A 21510-nucleotide genomic window follows, 5' to 3' on the forward strand; every position below is an offset into this window, starting at 1 on the left:
CTGTAACTTTGGTGGAGTTTTGATAAACTCCCTGCTCTTTAATATATACTCGCTATGCTGCACGGATGTTGGACTTTGTTTGGCTACCTTGTTGAGCTAGCTTAGTGGTGTCGCTATCTGCGCACTTTGAGATATCGGTGTTAGCCTCTCAGTGGACTGAGGGAATTAGAGTATGCAATCTATTTTATTCGTTGTGCTACTGATACATGGAAGAGAGTAGACAGATACAGTCATGTTTCGCTTATTTACTTGATTAGGCAATTAATTCGTAGAATTTTTATATTATGATCAATAACGTCATCTCCCCAGAATATAATGAAGAAGGGCGGGTTATGCGCCGCGTTCGCAGCTTTGTTCGTCGCCAAGGGCGTTTGACGCAACGCCAAGAAGATGCGCTACAAAGTGAATGGGCGGCAATGGGTATCGATTTTGTCGCACAGCCTTTAGATCTTGCAGCGGTTTTTAATAATCAAAACCCTGTTGTGCTAGAGATAGGTTTTGGGATGGGAGCCTCTTTGGTCACTATGGCTTCACAAAACCCTGAAAAAAACTTTCTTGGAATTGAAGTTCATGCGCCGGGGGTTGGAGCATGTCTTGCTTCAGCAAAAGAAGAGAATGTGACTAATTTGCGTGTGATGTGCCATGACGCAATTGAAGTTTTGGACCGTATGATCCCAGATGAGAGTTTATCGATGGTTCAGTTATTTTTCCCAGATCCATGGCACAAGGCGAAACATAATAAACGTCGTATCGTTCAGGGGCCTTTTGCTGATAAGATCCGCACAAAACTTGCTGTAGGTGGGGTTTTTCATATGGCAACGGATTGGGAGCCTTATGCAGAGCATATGTTGGAAGTGATGACTCATGCGCAAGGGTATAAAAACTTATCAGCATCTGGTGATTATGTTCCTCGTCCAGCAACACGACCAGAAACAAAATTTGAAAAGCGTGGCCAGCGATTAGGGCACGGTGTATGGGATTTAATGTTTGAGAGGACAAAATAATGGCTAAGCAACAACGTAGTCGTCGTTTACGCAAAAAATTACGTATTGATGAATTCCAAGAGTTAGGGTTTATCGTAAAATGGAGTTTTGAAGAAGGCACTCCAATTGAAGAAGTAGATCGTGCTGTTGATGCACTGATTGCGGAAGCGATTGAACCGAATGGCTTAGCATTCGAAGCGAGTGGCTATATGAGCTGGGAAGGTATTGTTTGCTTGCAAAAAATTGGTAAGTGTACCGAAGAACACCGTGCAATCGTGGAAAATTGGCTGAAATCAAAAGGCATGAAAGACATCGTTGTGTCTGAATTATTTGATGTTTGGTGGGAATAAGTTCTTAACTAGGTAATCAATTTATTTGGTTTCCTCGTTTTACGAACTCTAACGGTTGTTACGACCAAAGGCATCCTTAATGGATGCCTTTGTTTTCTGGAGTAAAGCGCAGTGAGTCGTCTGTTTTCTAATCAACTATTGAATGATATTTTAGATCAAGTGCGACCATTGATTGGTCAAGGTGCAGTTGCCGATTACATTCCTGCATTAGCGAAAGTCTCTCCTCATCAATTGGGGATTGCGGTGCACACCGCAGAAGGTGAGACTTTTATGGCAGGAGATGCTCAAACTCGTTTTTCGATCCAATCGATTTCCAAAGTGCTTAGTTTGACTTTGGCGATGACGCGCTATGAAGAAGATGAAATTTGGAGTCGAGTTGGGAAAGAGCCCTCGGGTTTACCTTTCAATTCCTTGATCCAAATCGAAATGGAAAAAGGTATTCCGCGTAACCCGTTTATTAATGCAGGGGCCATCGTGATTACGGATATGTTGCAATCACGGCTAAGTGCACCGAAACAACGTATGCTGGAGTTTGTCAGAAAACTGGCTTGCGAACCAGATATTAGCTATGACCTTGAGGTTGCGCGTTCAGAACTTGAGCATGCAAGCCGAAATGCCGCAATTGCTTTTTTAATGAAATCCTTTGGTAATTTTGAGAATAATGTCCTTACAGTTCTCGAAACTTACTTTCATTATTGTTCTCTCAGTATGAACTGTGTAGAGCTAGCGCGCTGTTTCTCTTATTTGACTGCGCAAGGGGTTTCAGCTTGCTCGGTTGACCCGATTATTACGCCATTACAATCACGGCAAATTAATGCGTTAATGATGACTTGTGGTATGTATGATGGCTCTGGTGAGTTTGCTTTTCGCATTGGCATGCCAGGAAAATCCGGTGTTGGCGGTGGGATCGTCTGCATTGTACCGAATCAGTTCTCTGTAGCGGTATGGGCGCCCGAGCTAGATTCCGCAGGGAACTCGCTGGTGGGGTGTGCAGCGTTAGAATTATTATCAAAACGAATTGGTCGTTCAGTGTTCTAGTTATCACCAAAGATAAAACGATCGAATAGGAGTTACTATGTTACGCCGTACTTTAATTGCATTCTCATTATTGGCTTGTGCAACCAGTCAGGCCGCTGACTACAAATGTTCAGTGACACCTAAGGATGATATCTTTATGACTCCTGAAAATGTGCAAGTTATCGGACGCAGTGGTGATTTGAAAATCACTCCAAATGGTGATGTGACCCTTAATGGTCAAAGCATTACGTTGACTGAACAGCAAAGGCAGCAGGCTATTCGTTACCAAACGGCTGTTCGCAATGATCTTCCATGGATTAAACAGGAAACCCAACAGAAACTGTCCGTATCAAAAAATACGCTCGATAAAGTGGTCATACGCGTTATCGGAGAAGATAGTAATGTACGTAAGCGCCTCTCAAAATTAGAAAATGACCTTAATGGGCAGATCAACCAAGTGATCGAAACTCGCCCAAATGGCTATGCTTTTCACCATGACGCAATAAATAAAGTTGAAACTCAAGGGCGTCAATTAGTGAATGATAGCTTAGGGGGAATATTACAAGACAGTATTAATGAAATGGGGCGTAAACAGCTACTCTCAGGTGGAGATAGCAGCAAGGCCTTACAAGGACTGCTTGGAAATCTAGGTGGCTTGCAGCAAGACTTAGAAGCAGAATGGAAAAAGCAAGAGAATAGTTTCCAACAATTTGGCCAGCAAGTTTGCGGCAAAGTGACATCGTTGGAACAACAACGAATTGCCTTGATGAATGCGCTTAAGTAAAAACGGAATAGGCGTTTTTTAAGTCATATTAAATTGTTAGGTAGCCGTGTTTTTTATCGCATTGCTGCCTTCTATTATCTTTATTGCAAAAATGTGATGTTTTTATCAATAATAATAATCAAAATGAAATTGATTCTTATTTAATTGACTTATTAACAACTCACTCTAGAATGCGAGTTTGGTTTAGCGACTTAACTGGTATTGTTTATATGAAAAAATTCATTCCTGCTGTACTTGTTTCCTTACTTTCTTTTTCCGCGCCGTATGCACTGAGTGCAGAATCGACAGTCTTTACGCCAAATGCCGTCATTGCACAAGGCACTGAAAAAGTGAATATCAAACATGTGTCTGGAGAAACTGAAGTGAATAAAGCGCCACAGAAAGTGGTTTTATTCGATTTCGGTATCTATGATTCCATGCAAAAGCTAGGATTAGGCGATAAAGTGGTGGCTTTGCCGACAGGGAATGCACCTGAATATGTGAAAGGCAGTATTCCAACTACGATGCAAAATGCAGGTGGAATGAAGCAGCCAGACTTGGATAAAATTGCTGAATTGAAGCCTGATCTTATCGTGATTACAGGCCGTCAAGGCAAATCTTATGAAGCGTTATCGAAGATTGCACCAACAGTTAATTTAGGGACAGATAGCAAGCATTATATTGATTCAGTTAAAGCAAATATCAATCTAATTGGTGAGCTTTATGGCAATCAAAAAGCGGTAGAAGAACAGTTGGCACAACTGGATAAGTCGATTGCTGCTGCACAAGAAAAAGCGAAACAATCGAAATCTAACGTGTTAGTACTGCTACACAATGATGGCAAGCTAATCCCGAATAATCAAAGTGTTGTTTATGATGTTGTGAAAGCACAACGTGTTGAGCTTCCTGCTCCTGCTGAGGCTGATAAAGCTAAGCGCCGCGTTGTTGATACCAAAACGATAGCACAAGCAAATCCTGATGTGATTTTAATTGTGGATCGTAGCGAAGCAATTGGGGCGGGTAAGCTGGATAAAACGGTTTTTGAAGATCAAAACATTCAAGAAACGAAAGCATATAAAAATGGTAAGATCACCTACCTTAAATCGGATCTGTGGTATTTATCCGGTGGGGGCTTAGTGAGTTTGACCGAACAAGTCAACGAAGTTGCTAAGGCATTATAAGGATAGAAACCCACGACATGCGTGGGTTTTTTTATATTGGCTGAAGGGGCTATTCTTCACTAAGAAAAAGTTCTAATAATGAATTTAGAAATAATTTACCGTGTTCGGTCATCTGCCACTCATGCTCAGTTTCGGTGATATAACCTTTAGCAATCGCTTCATCAATTGAGCTTCTTACTACAGATTCAGCTAATCCAGTATACTCACTAAATTCACATCTAGGCATCGCTTCTAATAACCGAAAGCGGTTCATAAAGTATTCAAACGGTCTCTCTTGGTTAGCAACGTCATAGGATTTTTGTAAATAACGTCCTTCCATATAGCCGCGAGGGTGCTTGGTTTTGATCGTGCGCAAGATACGCCCATCTGAGAATGAAACCTTACCATGAGCACCACAGCCGATACCAAGGTAATCACCAAACCGCCAATAATTAAGGTTATGTTCACATTGAAAACCAGGCTTAGCATAAGCTGAAGTTTCATATTGTTCATAGCCGGCGGCGATTAATAATTTATGACCTTCTGAGTAAATATCCCACAAGGTATCATCATCCGGTAGCGTTGGGGGACGAGAACCAAACTGTGTATTAGGTTCGATAGTCAATTGATACCAAGATAGATGAGGTGGCGCTAATTCAATCGCTTGGCGTAAATCCGATAACCCTTCATCTCGGGTTTGTGAAGGTAACCCATGCATTAAATCTAAGTTAAAACTACGTAGATTGAGTTGGGTTGCGAGCTTAGCTGCCCGCTTAGCTTCTTCGGCACCATGGATCCGTCCTAGTGTGATTAGTTTATCGTTACCAAAGCTTTGTACGCCTATTGAGATTCGGTTGATACCGGCTTTTTGATAACCTGAAAAACGATCCGCCTCTACGGTTCCGGGATTGGCCTCCATCGTGACTTCAGCATCTGGAGAAAGGTTAACGCGTTGTCGTACACCGTCCATGAGTGATTGCATTGACTCGGCACTTAAGAGACTCGGGGTGCCACCACCAATAAAAATAGTTTTGATGGTGCGATCACCGATTAATTTGGCGTCATTTTCTAAATCATGTAATAGGTGCTCAACATACTCTTGTTGGGGGATCTCCCCCTTCAGAGTATGTGAGTTAAAATCACAATATGGGCACTTTTGTACACACCAAGGAATATGGATATACAGACTAAGAGGGGGGAGCTTAAGCATTTTTGAGTGCATCCAATAGCATTGCTAACGCTTTACCTCGGTGTGAAACAGCTTGTTTTTCAGCTTTAGTGAGTTCGGCTGAAGTACAATTCAGTTCGGGAACATAAAAAATAGGGTCATAGCCAAAACCCCCTTGTCCACAAGGCTTATGGGTAATCACTCCTTGCCAGCGACCATGAAACACCAGTGGCGTTGGGTCTTCTGCATGGCGTAGATACACTAACACACAATTAAATTGTGCCTGACGTTGGCCATCAGGCACTGATTTCATGGCATCCAGTAATTTATGCAGGTTTTGTTCATCACTGGCATCTTCTCCAGCATAGCGTGCGGAGTAGATGCCAGGTGCACCACCGAGGGCATCTACTGAGATACCTGAATCATCAGCAATCGCAGGAAGCCCTGTGTGTTTAGATGCATGACGAGCTTTTAAGAGCGCATTTTCAATGAATGTTAGCCCTGTTTCCTCAACAGACTCCACACCGAGTGAAGTTTGGGCAACAATATCCATACCAAAATCACGTAGTAGGTCTGCAAGTTCATTCACTTTTCCCGGATTGCCGGTTGCTAAAACAACTTTTTGCATTATTAATGACTCTTTATTACATCACACCGATAGAGTAGAGAATACCCGTCAATGTTGGGTCAATCATAAGTGACACATCTAAACGCAGATAATTTAGAGCAATCAAGATAAACATCACAATCATTGCAGAGAAATCTAACCCACCCATTGCAGGGATGATACGACGGATTGGCGCCATTAAAGGCTCTGTTAATTGGTACAGTAGGTAATCAACAGAGTTGCGGCCTTGGCTCACCCAGCTCATGATGGCTCTGATTAAAATCATCCAAAAGATCAGTTTACCTGCATAGGTTAATAACAAAATAATACCAATAGGAATGACGGTGATCCCGAGAATTGGCAATGTGTTTGTGAGTGATAAACTGACAACAATGCTCACTAGCGCTAAGATAAATGCAACCACAACAGATGCGGTATCGATAGGGCCAATAGCAGGAATAAGACGACGCAATGGTATAACAATAGGCTTAGTTATCTTTGCCACAAACTGTGAGAACGGGTTGTAATAATCGGCTCGTACCCACTGCATCCATACACGTAGCAGCAGAACAAAAATATAAAGTTGAATAAGAGTTGTTACGACAAAAAGTAAGGTCTGCATGTCTCGTCCCACTGTTAATTAAAAAAGTTTTTCCATTTCTTCTGCTCGTGAGATAGCACTCTGCATCGCTTTTGCTACCGTTTGCGGAAGACCTTGATCATAAAATTGAGCCAATGCCATTGCGGTTGTTCCCCCTTTCGAGGTGACTTGCTCACGCAAAGTGGCAAAGGCGGTATCATTCTGTGATTTGGCGAGTGCAATTGCACCTTCAGCGGCATCTAAGACTAATTGGCGTGCTTGTTCTGCACTATAACCGAGCTTTTCAGCCTCTTGCTGCATAGATTCCATAAACAGGAAAAAGTAGGCTGGTGAGCTACCTGTGATTGCAATAATACGGTTAATTTCTTGCTCTTGTTCACACCAAATCGTTGAGCCAACACTCTGCATCAACTGTTCTGCGAATTGCTTGTCTTCTGCGTTAATATGACTTTCAGTAAACAAACCACTCACACCTTTACCAACCAGTGACGGTGTATTTGGCATAATGCGCACCAATTGTAATGGCTGAGCTAAATAATCAGAGTAACGATGGGCAGGGATCCCCGCGGCAATGGTCAGTACCAGCTTCTGGCTAAAATCAACCTCTTTTTGTAACGGTTGGCAGACCTCTTCCATCATTTGTGGTTTGACTGCGAGTACCACCACATCGGCTTGTTGTACTGCTGACAAATTATCACTATGACTAATAACACCATATTGTTCGGCAATCTTATCGCGGCGAGTCGGTGTTGGTGAGCAGACGGTGATCATCGAGGCTGGATAGCCATGGTTAACCAGTCCCGCAATAATAGCGTGGGCCATGTTTCCGGCCCCAATAAAGGCAATTTTGCGATGTTGCATGCTGTTCTCCTTATACATTGTGATAGTCACGGGCACCAAAAATCGCTGTTCCGATTCGAACAAGGGTTGAACCACAATGGATAGCGGCGGTCATATCATCAGTCATTCCCATCGACAAAGTATCAACGCTAGGGTAGTGAATTTGTAATTGTTTATAGGCTTGCTCCATTTTGCGAAAGGCTTCGCATTGGCGTTGATAGTCGGTTTCGGGAGCTGGAATTGTCATCAAACCACGAAAAACTAAATTTGGCATTTGGCTAACTTGCTTCGCCAGATCAGCCAATTGTTCTAGTTTTATGCCTGATTTGCTATTTTCATCACTGATATTAATTTGGATTAATACATTTAATGGTGCTTTAGTGCTTGGTCGTTGATCATTAAGACGCTGGGCGATTTTCTGCCGATCTAAGGTATGGAACCAGTCAAAATGTTCAGCAACGAGGCGGCTCTTATTGGATTGTAATGGGCCGATAAAGTGCCACACAAGATCTTGCCTATCCGCAAAAAATTGTATTTTCTCAACACCTTCTTGAACATAATTTTCACCGAACTGACGCTGTCCAGCCTCAATTGCCGCCAAAATGGCGTCACAAGGCTTGGTTTTACTGACAGCAAGCAGTGTTATGTCTTGTGAAGAGCGATGGCATTCAGCAGCCGCTCGTTCAATGCGAGCTTTTACATCAGAGATATTACTTTGAATGGTCATTATTCTGTTCAATTACATTAGGTGGATAATCATAATCCCCATAGTGTAAAGCATATTGCTCGATAACGGCACCTTTGCGTGTATAGATTGAAAAAAATTACATTTCGAAAGAAAACGGTCATCTTAAAGGTGCTGTTCAAACCAACTTTCTAAGATAACAACTGCGGAAGCGGAATCCACTTTACCTTTACTCAGTGCTCGGTAACCACCGCGCTCAAAGAGTTCCGCTTTTGCCGCAACGGTAGAAAGGCGTTCGTCATGCAATTCGACTTTGACGCCAAAGCGGCCATGAATACGATTGGCAAAGTTACGTGCTTGGCTGGTGACCAGTTGCTCGGTACCATCCATATTTAAAGGCAGGCCAACAATCACCAATTGGGGTTGCCATTCTTGCAATAGTTTTTCTATTTGTTGCCAATCAGGGCGTCCATCATTGGCTTTTAGTGAGGCGAGCGAACGAGCTGTTCCTGTAATTTCTTGCCCTACGGCGACACCGATACTTTTAGTGCCAAAATCAAAGGCGATAAGTGTTCTGCTCGACATTATGCGTGTCCTGCTTGCATAGAAATAGTATGAATGTTAATCCCTAGCAGATTTGCCGCTGCCTGCCAGCGATCTTTGATAGGGGTATCAAACACTAATTCAGGGATAGCCTCAACCGTTAGCCAACTATTTTCCATGATTTCACTTTCCAGTTGGCCTGGCTCCCAACTGGCATAACCCAGCGCGACGAGTGATTGCATTGGATGCTGATCATTACCTAGCGTTTCTAAAATATCTTTGGACGTTGTCACCATCATATTGTCATTGAGGTGCAAACTTGAAGCAAAGCCTTTAATTGGTGTATGAAGAATAAAACCATGTTCTTCCGCGACAGGGCCACCAGCAATCACCGGTTTTGCTAGGTTGCTCGCATTAGTACTCGTTGAAATGGTGATTTCTAATTTTTCGAGCATAGCGCTGACGGAAAAATCATCAATTGGTTTATTAATGACAATTCCCATCGCACCCTTTTCGTTGTGCTCGCACACATAAACAACGGATTGCTCAAAATAAGGGTCGGTGAGTGTTGGCATTGCTATCAAAAAATGGTTCTGTAAGTTCATAACTATTTGGCTTATAACCTCTTTTAGTCGATATTTTGAAGAAAAGACCTATTGTAGGTCTTTTCTTATAAGTAGAGTGCTACTTTTTGATATCACGCTCAATTGCGTCCATCAACATACCTGTAATCGATATATTGTAAGCGGCTTCAATTTCGCGCGCACAGGTTGGGCTGGTGACGTTAATTTCAGTCAGTCTGTCACCAATAATATCCAAACCAACAAAGTATAAGCCTTTTGCTTTCAATGTTGGTGCAACAGCACGGGCGATTGCCCAATCACTTTCACTTAATGGGCGTGCTTCACCTCGGCCACCAGCCGCTAAGTTTCCTCGTGTTTCCCCTTGTGCGGGAATACGGGCGAGACAGTAAGGTACTGGTTCTCCATCAACGACGAGTACGCGTTTATCGCCATCTTTAATCGCGGGGAGATAGTTCTGAGCCATGCAATAACGTGTCGCATGTTCGGTGAGCGTTTCAATAATCACGCCAACGTTAGGATCATCTTGTTTCAAGCGGAAAATAGAAGCTCCACCCATACCATCAAGAGGCTTGAAGATGACATCGCCGTGTTTTTGATGGAATTCGCGTAATTGTTTAGCATTACGAGTCACAAGCGTGTCAGGCGTTAACTCTGGGAACCACGCAGTAAACAGCTTTTCATTACAGTCACGTAAGCTTTGTGGCTTATTGACGATCAGTGCACCAGCCTGTTCTGCTCTTTCAAGAATATAGGTGGCGTAGATGAACTCTGTGTCGAAAGGTGGATCCTTACGCATGAGAATGGCGTCTAGATCGCCAAGCGCAATATCTTGCTCAGATGTAAATTGATACCAATTATTTGGGTTCTCTTCGACCGTGACCGTTTTTGTTGTTGCGCGCGCTTCACCTTGATACAGATAGAGGTCGTTCATCTCCATATAATGGATTTCATAACCACGACGTTGAGCTTCCAGCATCATAGCAAAACTAGTATCTTTTTTGATTTTAATGGATGAAATTGGATCCATTACTATACCGAGCTTGATCATTTTTTCTCCTTAACCTAGATCACCTAGGCGCACTTGCAGTGCAGTGATTGCAGTGAGCGCAGTCGTTTCAGTTCTTAATACCCTTGGCCCAAGTAAAATATCAGTAAATTGATAATTTGCTGTCATGGCGATTTCGTCTTCACTCAGCCCACCTTCAGGGCCGATTAACAGTCGAACTTTATTTAATTCGGCCGGTAATGTATTGATGCTTTGTGTTGCTCTTGGGTGCAAATTCACTTTAAACGCCCCATCATTTTCAGCGCACCATGTCTCAAGTGACTGAATAGGCCGAATTTCTGGTATACGGTTGCGGCCACATTGCTCACAGGCGGCAATAGCAATTTTTTGCCATTGTTGTAATTTTTTTTCAAATCTTTCCGCATCAAGTCGAACACCGCAACGTTCAGATAATAAAGGCGTGATTGTATTAACACCCAGTTCTACTGATTTTTGAATCGTAAATTCCATTTTTTCTCCGCGAGAGATCACTTGCCCAAGGTGTAAATCCAATGGAGACTCTCTGTCATCAAGATGACCGCTGATGACATCGACGGAGACTTTCTTTTTTGTGGCTTCTACTATTTCAGCGCAAAATACCTGATTACTGCCATCAAACAGTTCCAGTTTTTGGCCAGCGGTCATACGAAGTACGCGCCCGACATGATTGGCTGCATCATCGCCAAGAGCGATTGTTGTGTTAATGTGTAGTGGCTCTGGGTGATAAATGCGTGGGATGCGCATAAGGTTTCCTTAAAAATACAAGGTTAAAATACCGATAACAAAGTGAAAATATGGGGGGGAAATCCCCAAAAACAAGGTTAGTGTCTTAGTTTATCGTGATCTCATAAATTTTTGTAGTCTGGTTTGAGTTGTATTTGTTGAGTGAATAGCCGTCAACTATGCAAAGCTATGTAGAATTATAATGGATAAAGCGAGCATTTTTGTCGGAATAATAGTGTAGGGGGAACCATAAAGTTACGGTATATTCATCTATGACTCCATAAGGGAATAAGGAGAACATGTGATATTACTTGTTGAAAGGCTCTACCAAAAAATTATCCATAATTTATCTATATTATCGTTTGGTTATATTGATAGTGTTATGGCACCTATTTTTTCATTTTTTACCGTATGTCGAAATTATTTTTGTCCCATAAGAACAGGTGTCGGTGTTGAAGGTTATTTTTTATTAAATACATGTGGTTATAAACTTTTGTTCTTGCTTTTTATCCTTGTTTTATCAGTAAAAATCACACGATGGATTCTAAAGAATATACCTGTTAAGTATTTTAATGAGAATGAAATTAATATTAGTAGTAAATGGTTGTATTTAGTCTATTTACATTTGGTTGTGAGTGTTTTTTTATTTAATCATGAAGTGATTTTAATTATTTTATTGAGTGTTTTTTATAATTTAATTGTTAGTTTGTTTATTATTGATATTAAAATAGGTTATTTACCGGATGTGTTAACTTATCCCTTACTATGGATAGGCTTGCTGTATCAAACATGTGCTTCTCAAGGCAATGTCGTTTCAGCAATTTATGCCGTGGTGGTCAGTTACCTCTCTATTATGTTGATAACCACTATGGTGGAAAAAATTCGGCAATCCCCACAAATGGGGAGAGGCGATTTTAAGCTTATAGCCGCTTGCGATGCATGGTTGGGCCTTATGGATTTACCTAAGTTTTTTGCTTTGGCAGCGGGCCTTGGTTGTGCTTATTATGGGGGTGTTTATCTCTTTTATCGGCATAAAACAATCACCCATATTCCATTTGGCCCTGCAATTATTATCAGCGCAAATTATTGGTTATTTTTTCTGTTGATAAACTCATGACTCATCGATGCTACAAATGAGTGACTTATCATTGATTTTCAGCCACTAAAGAATCTAAAAAATGCTGCCATTTTTTCGGCTCACCTAAGTAGTTCTGTAGTGGAATGCGTAGCCATTTATCCGATTGTTTTATGAGTAAAGTAGGGAACCCTGACGAGTTTGATTGTGTCAGTAATTGGCGGCTATGCTGAATGTGACAATGCAGCTTTTCACCTGTGAATTGTGCATAGTCTGAAAGATATTGTGTGGTATCTAACCCAATTTCCCGTGCGATTTCTGATAATATTTTAGGGTCGCTGATATGGCGCCCAGAAATATAATGCGCTTGCTGTATGGCTTGCAACATAGCAAGTGCTTGATGCTGTTTTTCGGCCGCCAGTATTGCTAACAACGGAGGGGCTGAGTCAAGTATGAGGTCAGGCTCATGCAACATGGCTAAATAACCCTCACCAAAAGTTTGCCCTGTCATGGCTGCAATACGTTTATCGGACTGGATGATATGTTCACGAAATTGGCTATCCATCTGTAGGCGTGAAGTGCCAGCGAGCATACCTCCACCATGTAGTGCTAAAGCAATATCAGGATGGGTATTGGCAATTTGGATAAGTGGTGAAGCACCATAGCACCAGCCACACAGGGGGTCATAAATATAATGTAGAGTGATTTTATTCATCGGTCATCCTTAGGTTTTGTTTGGTTTGATTGGTCTATTTTTATGGGAATAGACCAATCAAAATGAGCTTATTGTGGCCACTGCATCTCGCCTTTAATAACTTTAGCGCTTAGTTCTAAACTCGATTTGTCATCAAGATTTGGGTAAGCCTGTTCCATTTTACTCGTTAACATTTTGGCATCCTGACTTTGTTCAGCCATTGTTTCAAAAGTCTTTAAATAATTTTGGGTGAAGGTGACTGACGTTAGATCCCTTTTTGAATTTCCTGTAAAGTGCCCCGGTACAACAATCTTAGGGTTCAAAGCCTGAATATTTTCTAACGTTTGTTGCCAATGTTGGCGTGACTCTTTGGTTTGCGTATCTGCAACCCAAACGTGAATGTTGTCCGAGACAACGACACCACCGACAACAGCCTTCAGTGATGGGATCCAAACATAAGTACGTTCAGGGGCTGGGCCATCACTTCCTTTAATCAATAATGTTTTACCTTCGATAGTAAAACGGTCTCCTTGTATTACATCGGGAACAATGAGAGCTGTTGGCGCTTCATCTTTCAGTATTGTCCGCCAGTACGCGAGTTTACTCTCTTTTGACGCTTTGATAGCTTCGACAGTTTCTTGGGTTGCGACCACTTTTGCATCGGGAAACGCTTTAATAATGGTGTCTAACCCAAAGTAATAATCTGGGTCAGAATGGCTGATATAAATGGTTGTTAGCGTTTTATTGAGCGCTTTGATTTGGTTAACAAGCGCTTGAGCATCGTTTTTTTGGAATTGCGCGTCTATTAGTATCACTTCTTTATCGCCGCTGATGATTTCAGAAGAGACAGGGAAGATGCTGTTATTTCCGGGATTATACACATCCAGTTTTAGTGTTGCGGCTTGGGTAAATGCGGTCGTTAGTGTAACGAATGCCGTTAGAGCGACGGTGCGGAGTTTCATTCTTTATTCCTCATTATTATCTTTGTTTCGTGTTTGGTTCGATGAGATGTATATTAAATTGCAATAATGATGAGAAAAACGTCATAATTAGCAAATGTTTGTTGCATAAATCGGTCAAATAGATGGATAGACTCACAGCGGTTCAAGTGTTTATTAGTATTGTTGAGCAGGGCAGTATGAGTGGTGCTGCTGATAAATTGGATATGTCGAGGGCAATGGTAACTCGCTATTTGGCTGAAATGGAGCAGTGGGCGGGAGTACGCTTGTTAAATCGCACGACAAGAAGATTAAGTTTAACATCGGCTGGTGAGGGCGTTTATCAGCAAGCGTTAAAATTGAATGCACTTTCTCAGACGTTACCTGTTCAACAACAGCATGATGCGAATCAGCTATCAGGGTTAGTGCGTATTAGTTGCGCCCAATCTATTGCCAGTCAGGCCCTCTCGGTTGCGATAACGGAGTTTTTACACTCTTATCCGAATATGGCAATTGACCTCAGTGTGACGAATAAATCGGTGAACCTGATTGAAGAGCGCATTGATGTTGCGATACGAATTACTAACCAATTAGAACCCAGTCTGATCGCCAAGCCACTTTCAACTTGCCATTCTGTGGTGTGTGCTGCGCCATCTTACTTAAAAGATAAAAAACTCCCTACTAAACCAGAGGATCTAGCGCCCTTAGAGTGTCTAACTTACCATTTTTTTGGTCGTAGCCTTTGGCATTTTGAAAAAGCGAATGAGCCTTTTTCTGTATTGGTCGGGGGGCGTCTCAGTGCCGATGAATCTGTCTTTTTAGCGCAAGCGGCGCTAAATGGGGCGGGAATTACACTGCAACCTTATTTGTCCGTCAAAAAATATCTGGAGTCAGGCGAGTTAATTCAACTATTACCTGATTACCAACCTCAGCCGTTAGGTATTTATGCAGTATATGCTAGCCGTCAAAACATGCCGACAACATTAAGAGCCGTATTGGATTTTCTGGGTCATTGGTTTGCCACCTCTGAATATTGGTTGTCATTGATGCAGCAACGCGGCGCTTAAATCACGCTCAGTTTGAGCAAATGACGCTTTTAAATATTGAGTGAAGATATCAGAGAGTTGTGATGACGGGCGATGAACAGGCTTAATGAAACTCACAGTAAAAGGAATTGAAAAACTTAATGGGCGAATAATTAATTTACCTGCGGACTGCTGGTGGAAATCCAATGCTGTTATTGGATTCACGATAGAAATACCAATGCCTTTGAGAACCATTGCACAGATAGAGGATGCAGAATGAGTTTCCATCACCATTTTTCTTTCGATTTGATGTTGGGTAAAAATGGTATCGATCAGTTGCCGATAGCTATCTGTCAGCGAAAGACTAATAAAAGGTTGATGCAGAAAATCAGTAGGCGTTAGCATTCCTTTCTTTTCAAGAGGGTGTCCTGCTGGCAATACACACACTTCATTAAGTGACCCTAATGTGAGTTGTTCGGTACCTGGAGGGGGTTGTAAATGCTCAGTTAAACCAAAATCATAACGCTGTGCAGAGAGCCATTCTTCCAGAATCGGAGATTCTTGTGGGATCACGGTAAGACTGACGTCTGGGTAATCAGCCATGAAGGTTTGACATACATTTGGCAGTAAAGATTGAGCAAAAGCCGGTAAGCAAATAACCGAGAGCTGTGTATTATCAAAGCGCCGGATCGTTTGTGCTGAATTTTTTATTCGCTCTAAGCCATAATATGAACGTTCAACTTCTTCAAAAAAACGTAGCCCTTGTGCTGTAGGGCGTAATCGGCCTTTGATACGATCAAATAATTTAAATTGTAGTAGGTGTTCTAGGCGAGCCAACTCTCGACTAATCGTCGGCTGTGAAGTGTTCAGCAATAACGCGGCTTCCGTCAGATTTGGGGTGGTCATAACTGCACGAAAAATTTCAAGGTGTCGCCAAGAGAGAGTTTGCATAGTGTATTGACCATCCTATATCAGAAATGAATAGATTTTAGCAAAATAGATATTTTTTTTCCCTGCCTTTCTCTGAATAATGGAACGATAGAATAAAAATTTATCGGCGAGAAAAACATGACCTCATTTGCAAGCACCACAAGCTCATATTTAACACCTGAAAATTTAATCTCCTTACCTGAGCAGTTCGGTACACCTGTATGGGTATACGATAGTTCAGTGATTATTGAACGTATCAATCAATTGAAAATCTTTGATACCGTGCGTTTCGCTCAAAAGGCATGTTCAAACATCCATATTCTACGACTAATGCGTGAGCAGGGCGTTAAAGTTGATTCTGTTTCACTGGGTGAAATAGAGCGTGCGCTTGTGGCGGGTTTTCAAGCGGGTCGTGAAAATGCAGAAATTGTGTTTACGGCTGATGTGCTCGATAGAGCGACGTTGGCTCGAGTGATTGAGCTGGATATTCCGGTCAATGCTGGCTCTATTGATATGTTAAGCCAAATTGGTGAGAAAAAAGCGGGTCATCCAGTTTGGTTACGCATTAATCCAGGTTTCGGTCATGGTCACTCACAAAAAACCAATACAGGTGGTGAAAATAGTAAACATGGTATTTGGCATCAAGATCTGCCTGAAGCTCTTGCCCAAATTCGTCGTTATAACCTGTCATTAGTTGGTTTGCATATGCATATTGGCTCAGGGGTTGACTATCAACATTTAGCGAATGTCTGTGATGCAATGGTTGAGCAAGTCGTGTCATCGGGTGTGGATATTCAGGCTATTTCAGCGGGTGGTGGATTATCAACGCCATATCGGGAAGAAGATGAGTTGATCGATGTCCAGCATTATTTCAGCTTATGGAATCGTGCTCGCCAACGTATTGAGCAGCATTTAGGCCATACCGTTGAGTTGGAAATAGAACCGGGGCGTTATTTAGTGGCAGAGTCTGGTGTGTTACTCGCAGAGGTTAGGGCAGTTAAACACATGGGGAGCCGCTATTATGTGTTAGTGGATAGTGGTTTTAATGATTTAATGCGTCCAGCCATGTATGGAAGCTATCATCATATTTCAGTCCTGCCTGCGGATGGGCGTTCGCTGGATAATACACCACAAAAAGAAGCGATTATCGCTGGGCCTTTGTGTGAGTCAGGCGATGTATTTACTCAACAAGAAGGCGGCATGGTGGAAACGCGTTTATTACCAGAAGTGCAAGTTGGTGATTATTTAGTGTTTCATGACACCGGTGCATACGGTGCTTCAATGTCTTCTAACTACAACAGTCGCCCATTATTACCCGAAGTGCTACTCGTTAATGGTAAACCAAAACTTATTCGTCGCCGTCAAACCATCGAAGAGTTATTGGCGTTAGAGCTTTAATTCTTTTTGATTTGGATACTACCTTGATTGGTAGTATCCGCTGTACTTATTATGTATTCAGTGAGCATTTTATTGTGCTTAAGAAATCTGTTGAGCTGAATGGAAAATATAAAAATTAGGCAATTAAATTGTTGGTTAATGTTTCTTGACCGAGAAAAAACTCGTTGATAATAAAATAAAGGAAACTAAATTCTAGGTTGATATGGGTGTAAACGCGGGGATATATCCAGTATTTACGGGTATCAACAAGATTGGTTGGATATTGTTAATAGAATAGACTTTGACATAAACAAAAATAGTATGTCGCTAGCCATAGTGATTTTAAGTGATTTAGAATGATTAAAACCACTATGACAATGTAATACTAGTTTTAGCTATTAGTGTTGGCTTTGTGATGCAATGCTTGCTAACGTCGCCATCATTGTCGAGAAGAAGAATAAGAAAAATATCACAGAAAATACAACTGTAATAATAAAATAGATTAATCCAGCTCTATTCCAGGTTTCTTGTACTTTCATGAAGGTTTCTGCTGAATCATAATCACCATTTTTCCAAGCCCATTCATTACCTTTGAATCCACAAACAAACATCCATATTAGATTAAAGAATGGAATTAGCATTAATAACGGCAAGTACGATTTATTTCCAAACCCCCATATGATATTGAACATAAATGCACCCCAGTTCCAACGCTTAATTCCCTCTGGTACTTCTTTATTCGAATAAGACATTTTATATCTCCAGTTCTAAAAATGATAATAATTGATTTCACTAACCATAGTAAAAATAGTCTCGTATTCTAATATAAGAAATTCTTAAGTTAAATTTATTTGTGTAATAATAATGTTACTAAAGATGTAATTACGCTTTAGTGGAGATATTTATCGTTGGATAGTGACAGTGGCGAGGCGGTTTGATGAAAAATAATAAAAAACTAGCCCAATATTAAGGGCTAGTTTTTGTCTAATTTAAAATAACCTAATTAAGCAGCTTGTTTCTTTTTAGCTTGCTTGTCATTTTCACCTTCAGTATGAGGATTTTTTGTACTAGCTGTTCCCAATGCTTCAAAATCAAATTCATCAACATTGATGGTACGTAGACGGCTAGCCTCAGCCTTGCGCAGAATATCTGCTTCTTCTTGGGTGATAATATTTTCAGGCAACATTTGCTCAGCTAATTTATCTAAGCGAGTGAAGCTGAATTTACGTTCTTTCAAGCGACAAATTCGTTCAAAAATAGGTTCTGCCGCGATAATGTCATACAGTGCCTGATTCACTAAACCATGAGGGTTATGCTCTGTTGGTGTCAGATACTGCCCACGGCCAATTCGGTCACGGGTTTCAGACGGTTCCATTAGCAGTTGTGCTAATTTATGGTCAAGGCGATCCGATGGCGCTGACATAGCACGACCTGTAGGGAATAACGTAATACGCATCAAACCTGCAACCATTCTATTTGGGAAGTTTTTCAATAAATCGTCCATCGCTTTTTCAGACTGATACAGACAATCTTCCACGGCCCATTTGACTAATGGTAAATCCGCTTTTTGACGTCCTTCATCTTCATAGCGCTTCAGTGTCGCTGTCGCCAAATAGAGATGGCTCAGAATATCACCTAAACGGGCTGAGATTCGTTCACGACGTTTCAAGCTTCCTCCTAGCACCGCCATAGAAATGTCAGCGAGTAGAGCAAGGTTTGCACTTTGGCGATTTAACATCTGATAGTAGCGACGTGTCTCATCTTTTGTTGGGGCACTACTTCCACGACCATTGGTTAAACCTAACCAGAAGCTGCGGAATTGGTTACTAATAACGTGACCAATATGACCAAACACGGCTTTATCAAATTTATGTAGATTATTATCTTGAGCTGCGGCCATCTCTTCCAGTACATAAGGATGACAACGAATTGCGCCTTGGCCAAAGATGATCATGCTACGGGTTAAAATATTCGCACCCTCAACGGTAATGGCAATAGGAGCACCTTGATAAGCTCTACCGACAAAGTTAGATGGACCAAGACAGATACCTTTACCACCGGTAATATCCATTGCATCAATCACTGAGTGTTGTCCACGGTGAGTACAGTGATATTTAACGATAGCAGAGAGAACCGCAGGTTTTTCGCCTAACATAATACCAGAGGTAATTAATGTCGCCGCTGCATCCATTAGGTAGGAGTTACCCGCGATACGTGCGAGAGGTTCTTCAATACCTTCCATTTTACCGATAGGTAATTTAAATTGACGACGGATATAGGCATAAGCTCCCGTTGCCATTGCAATGCTTTTTAAGCTACCCGTTGAGTTGGATGGCAGAGTAATACCACGGCCAACAGATAGACATTCAACCAGCATGCGCCAGCCTTGCCCTGCCATTTTTGGACCACCAATGATGTAATCGATAGGAACAAAAATATCTTTTCCACGAGTAGGTCCATTCATAAACGGAATATTCAGTGGGAAGTGGCGATGACCAATTTCAACACCTGGGGTATTGGTTGGAATCAAGGCACAAGTGATCCCTAATTGTTTTTCACCCCCCAGTAAGCGATCAGGGTCTGACAATTTAAATGCAAGTCCAAGTACTGTTGCGATAGGCGCAAGCGTGATATAGCGCTTGTTCCAGCTTAGGCGCATACCTAAAACTTGTTCACCTTGCCATTCTCCCATACAAACCACGCCTGTATCAGGAATGGCGCCTGCATCGGAGCCAGCTTCAGGGCTTGTTAGTGCGAAACAAGGGATCTCTTCACCGGTCGCCAGACCCGGTAAGTAGCGCTGTTTCTGCTCTTCGGTACCGTAATGCTGTAGTAACTCACCGGGACCAAGGGAGTTAGGTACACCGACAGTAATAGCAAGAATACCTGAAACACCAGCCAGTTTTTGTAGGACTTGAGATTGCGCATAGGCGGAAAACTCAAGGCCACCGTATTCTTTTTTGATGATCATGGCAAAGAAGCGGTGATCACGTAAATATTGCCAAACTTCAGGAGGAAGATCAGACAATTCATGACTGACAGCAAAATCATTAACCATGCCACAAACGGTTTCAACGGGGCCGTCTATGAAGGCTTGCTCTTCAGCCGTTAGCTGAGGTTTAGGGTAATTATGTAATTTATTCCAATCAGGCGCACCGCGGAAAAGGTCGCCTTCCCACCAAGTGGTTCCAGCATCGATAGCTTCCTTTTCGGTACGAGACATCGGAGGCATCACTTTTTGGAACATTTTCAGGGCGCGAGCTGAAAATAGTGATTGGCGCACTGGCGTAAAGACAAATGGAAATAAGACTAGCGCAACTGGTAGCAGCATCCAGTAACTCCAGATATCGAGTACGCCCATCACTGCGGTATAGGCAAGTAACAGTACAGTGCTAAGCGCCAATGATGTTTTGTGGTAGCAGAGAATACCAATTAATACGAGAAATAGAATGATACTGAGTAGGGTCATAGGAAAACTCCTGTATACTTGTAAGAGGTCTGACCTGTTGTTTATCTAATCTATAACCTTTAATAAAGAATTAGCAACACATTTACATCTCAATTACAACTTGGCTCACAAAATCACCAAGTAACGCCCTGTAACAGTTTCAGAAAAGAAGAAATAACGTCGTAAAAAAGCGTCAAAGCGATAAAAAGGGATAAAAAGCACGGATTAGTGCTAAATGCTTAAATCAAACATAATCAGATGTAGAAAGAAAATGTACCCTGTGTAACAATCTGAGGAGTAAAGATTAATTACCTATCTTCAGGCCGTTTATCACGGCTCAGAAACCGTTAAATTTAAGGGGAAATCTCATGTATCAAGATCTGATCCGTGGTGAGCTATCAGAAGCAGCCGATACGTTGGCAAAATTCCTTAGTGATGATGCAAATATTCAGGCTATTCAACAGGCTGCTGTATTATTAGCAGACTCCTTTAAAGCGGGGGGGAAAGTCCTGTCATGCGGTAATGGCGGATCTCACTGTGATGCTATGCACTTTGCTGAGGAGCTAACAGGACGCTATCGTGAAAATCGTCCGGGCTATCCAGCTATCGCGATTTCTGACGTGAGCCATTTATCTTGTGTCAGTAATGATTTTGGTTATGAATATGTATTCTCTCGCTTTATTGAAGCTGTCGGTAAAGAAGGAGATGTTCTTCTTGGGATCTCAACCTCAGGCAATTCAGGCAACATCATTAAAGCAATTAGTGCTGCTCGTGAAAAAGGCATGAAAGTGATTACGTTAACTGGGAAAGATGGCGGCAAGATGGCGGGGAGCGCCGATATTGAGATTCGCGTGCCACATTTTGGTTATGCAGATCGTATTCAGGAAATTCATATTAAAGTGATTCATATCCTGATCCAATTGATTGAAAAAGAGATGGTTAAATAATTCTCTG

The 21510-nt window shown here is 41.8% G+C and carries 23 protein-coding genes; 9 read left to right on the forward strand and 14 right to left on the reverse strand.

Features of this window, described 5'->3' with window-relative positions:
- The first annotated feature begins 284 nt into the window (after window positions 1-284).
- From trmB to M1F03_RS04735, 5 genes are all read left to right on the forward strand, one after another.
- Window positions 285-1004, forward strand: a complete 720-nt coding sequence (gene trmB / locus M1F03_RS04715; protein ID WP_154624076.1) for a tRNA (guanosine(46)-N7)-methyltransferase TrmB — start codon at window positions 285-287, stop codon at window positions 1002-1004.
- Complete coding sequence (locus M1F03_RS04720; RefSeq protein ID WP_163860759.1) at window positions 1004-1333, forward strand: YggL family protein; 330 nt, start codon at window positions 1004-1006, stop codon at window positions 1331-1333. The genes trmB and M1F03_RS04720 overlap by 1 nt, the downstream gene beginning before the upstream one ends.
- A 111-nt stretch (window positions 1334-1444) precedes the next feature.
- Window positions 1445-2371 (forward strand): glutaminase B, encoded by a 927-nt coding sequence (gene glsB, locus M1F03_RS04725; RefSeq protein ID WP_196713847.1) that lies wholly within the window; start codon window positions 1445-1447, stop codon window positions 2369-2371.
- A gap of 37 nt (window positions 2372-2408) precedes the next feature.
- On the forward strand, window positions 2409-3134 hold the full coding sequence (locus tag M1F03_RS04730; RefSeq protein ID WP_154624078.1) for a DUF2884 family protein: 726 nt from the start codon (window positions 2409-2411) through the stop codon (window positions 3132-3134).
- Between the two features lie 209 nt (window positions 3135-3343).
- A complete protein-coding gene (locus M1F03_RS04735; protein ID WP_154624079.1) occupies window positions 3344-4294 on the forward strand; it encodes a siderophore ABC transporter substrate-binding protein in 951 nt (316 codons plus the stop codon).
- A gap of 49 nt (window positions 4295-4343) precedes the next feature.
- Here the strand turns inward: M1F03_RS04735 and hemW are convergent, their stop codons facing one another.
- From hemW to rsmE, 9 genes are all read right to left on the reverse strand, one after another.
- Entirely contained in the window at window positions 4344-5483 is a 1140-nt protein-coding gene (gene hemW, locus M1F03_RS04740; RefSeq protein ID WP_154624080.1) for a radical SAM family heme chaperone HemW, read from the reverse strand.
- A complete protein-coding gene (locus M1F03_RS04745) occupies window positions 5476-6069 on the reverse strand; it encodes an XTP/dITP diphosphatase (RefSeq protein WP_154624081.1) in 594 nt (197 codons plus the stop codon). Before M1F03_RS04745 ends, hemW begins: the two co-directional genes overlap by 8 nt.
- A gap of 16 nt (window positions 6070-6085) precedes the next feature.
- Window positions 6086-6670 carry a YggT family protein gene (locus tag M1F03_RS04750; RefSeq protein ID WP_154624082.1) on the reverse strand — a complete coding sequence of 195 codons (585 nt, stop codon included), beginning with the start codon at window positions 6668-6670 and terminating at the stop codon, window positions 6086-6088.
- An 18-nt stretch (window positions 6671-6688) separates the two neighbouring features.
- Entirely contained in the window at window positions 6689-7510 is an 822-nt protein-coding gene (gene proC / locus M1F03_RS04755; RefSeq protein WP_154624083.1) for a pyrroline-5-carboxylate reductase, read from the reverse strand.
- A gap of 10 nt (window positions 7511-7520) precedes the next feature.
- On the reverse strand, window positions 7521-8216 hold the full coding sequence (locus M1F03_RS04760) for a YggS family pyridoxal phosphate-dependent enzyme (RefSeq protein ID WP_154624084.1): 696 nt from the start codon (window positions 8214-8216) through the stop codon (window positions 7521-7523).
- 123 nt (window positions 8217-8339) lie between these two features.
- On the reverse strand, window positions 8340-8759 hold the full coding sequence (ruvX, locus tag M1F03_RS04765) for a Holliday junction resolvase RuvX (protein ID WP_154624085.1): 420 nt from the start codon (window positions 8757-8759) through the stop codon (window positions 8340-8342).
- Window positions 8759-9322, reverse strand: coding sequence for a YqgE/AlgH family protein (locus tag M1F03_RS04770; RefSeq protein WP_154624086.1), 564 nt, complete (start codon window positions 9320-9322; stop codon window positions 8759-8761). Before M1F03_RS04770 ends, ruvX begins: the two co-directional genes overlap by 1 nt.
- A gap of 79 nt (window positions 9323-9401) precedes the next feature.
- Window positions 9402-10349 (reverse strand): glutathione synthase, encoded by a 948-nt coding sequence (gene gshB, locus M1F03_RS04775; RefSeq protein ID WP_154624087.1) that lies wholly within the window; start codon window positions 10347-10349, stop codon window positions 9402-9404.
- 9 nt (window positions 10350-10358) lie between these two features.
- On the reverse strand, window positions 10359-11090 hold the full coding sequence (gene rsmE / locus M1F03_RS04780; RefSeq protein ID WP_154624088.1) for a 16S rRNA (uracil(1498)-N(3))-methyltransferase: 732 nt from the start codon (window positions 11088-11090) through the stop codon (window positions 10359-10361).
- A 280-nt stretch (window positions 11091-11370) separates the two neighbouring features.
- Between rsmE and M1F03_RS04785 the strand changes: the two genes are divergently transcribed.
- Entirely contained in the window at window positions 11371-12186 is an 816-nt protein-coding gene (locus M1F03_RS04785; RefSeq protein ID WP_318840089.1) for an A24 family peptidase, read from the forward strand.
- A 28-nt stretch (window positions 12187-12214) separates the two neighbouring features.
- On the opposite strand, the gene M1F03_RS04790 is transcribed toward M1F03_RS04785, so the two are convergent.
- Window positions 12215-12859: a DsbA family protein gene (locus tag M1F03_RS04790; RefSeq protein WP_247046755.1), complete on the reverse strand. Its 645-nt coding sequence runs from the start codon at window positions 12857-12859 to the stop codon at window positions 12215-12217.
- A 68-nt stretch (window positions 12860-12927) separates the two neighbouring features.
- Window positions 12928-13800, reverse strand: a complete 873-nt coding sequence (locus M1F03_RS04795; protein ID WP_251465226.1) for an MBL fold metallo-hydrolase — start codon at window positions 13798-13800, stop codon at window positions 12928-12930.
- A gap of 122 nt (window positions 13801-13922) precedes the next feature.
- Between M1F03_RS04795 and M1F03_RS04800 the strand changes: the two genes are divergently transcribed.
- Window positions 13923-14843 (forward strand): LysR family transcriptional regulator, encoded by a 921-nt coding sequence (locus tag M1F03_RS04800; RefSeq protein ID WP_154623970.1) that lies wholly within the window; start codon window positions 13923-13925, stop codon window positions 14841-14843.
- Here the strand turns inward: M1F03_RS04800 and M1F03_RS04805 are convergent.
- Window positions 14817-15752, reverse strand: coding sequence for a LysR family transcriptional regulator (locus M1F03_RS04805; protein WP_154623969.1), 936 nt, complete (start codon window positions 15750-15752; stop codon window positions 14817-14819). The two genes, M1F03_RS04800 and M1F03_RS04805, sit on opposite strands and share 27 nt — an antisense overlap.
- 117 nt (window positions 15753-15869) lie before the next feature.
- Here M1F03_RS04805 and lysA point away from each other — a divergent pair, with 117 nt between their 5' ends.
- Complete coding sequence (lysA, locus tag M1F03_RS04810) at window positions 15870-17129, forward strand: diaminopimelate decarboxylase (RefSeq protein WP_251465227.1); 1260 nt, start codon at window positions 15870-15872, stop codon at window positions 17127-17129.
- A 377-nt stretch (window positions 17130-17506) separates the two neighbouring features.
- Here the strand turns inward: lysA and M1F03_RS04815 are convergent, their stop codons facing one another.
- Complete coding sequence (locus tag M1F03_RS04815) at window positions 17507-17860, reverse strand: ribonuclease G (RefSeq protein WP_154623967.1); 354 nt, start codon at window positions 17858-17860, stop codon at window positions 17507-17509.
- A 251-nt stretch (window positions 17861-18111) separates the two neighbouring features.
- The gene (gene fadE / locus M1F03_RS04820) at window positions 18112-20577 is read right to left on the reverse strand and encodes an acyl-CoA dehydrogenase FadE (RefSeq protein WP_154623966.1); all 2466 of its coding nucleotides are present in this window, start codon (window positions 20575-20577) and stop codon (window positions 18112-18114) included.
- Window positions 20578-20924: 347 nt separating this feature from the next.
- On the opposite strand from fadE, the gene lpcA reads away from it, so the two are divergent.
- Window positions 20925-21503, forward strand: a complete 579-nt coding sequence (gene lpcA, locus M1F03_RS04825; RefSeq protein WP_154623965.1) for a D-sedoheptulose 7-phosphate isomerase — start codon at window positions 20925-20927, stop codon at window positions 21501-21503.
- Window positions 21504-21510 lie beyond the last annotated feature (7 nt).

This window comes from Providencia sp. PROV080 (assembly GCF_033688105.1).
Lineage (GTDB): Bacteria > Pseudomonadota > Gammaproteobacteria > Enterobacterales > Enterobacteriaceae > Providencia > Providencia zhejiangensis.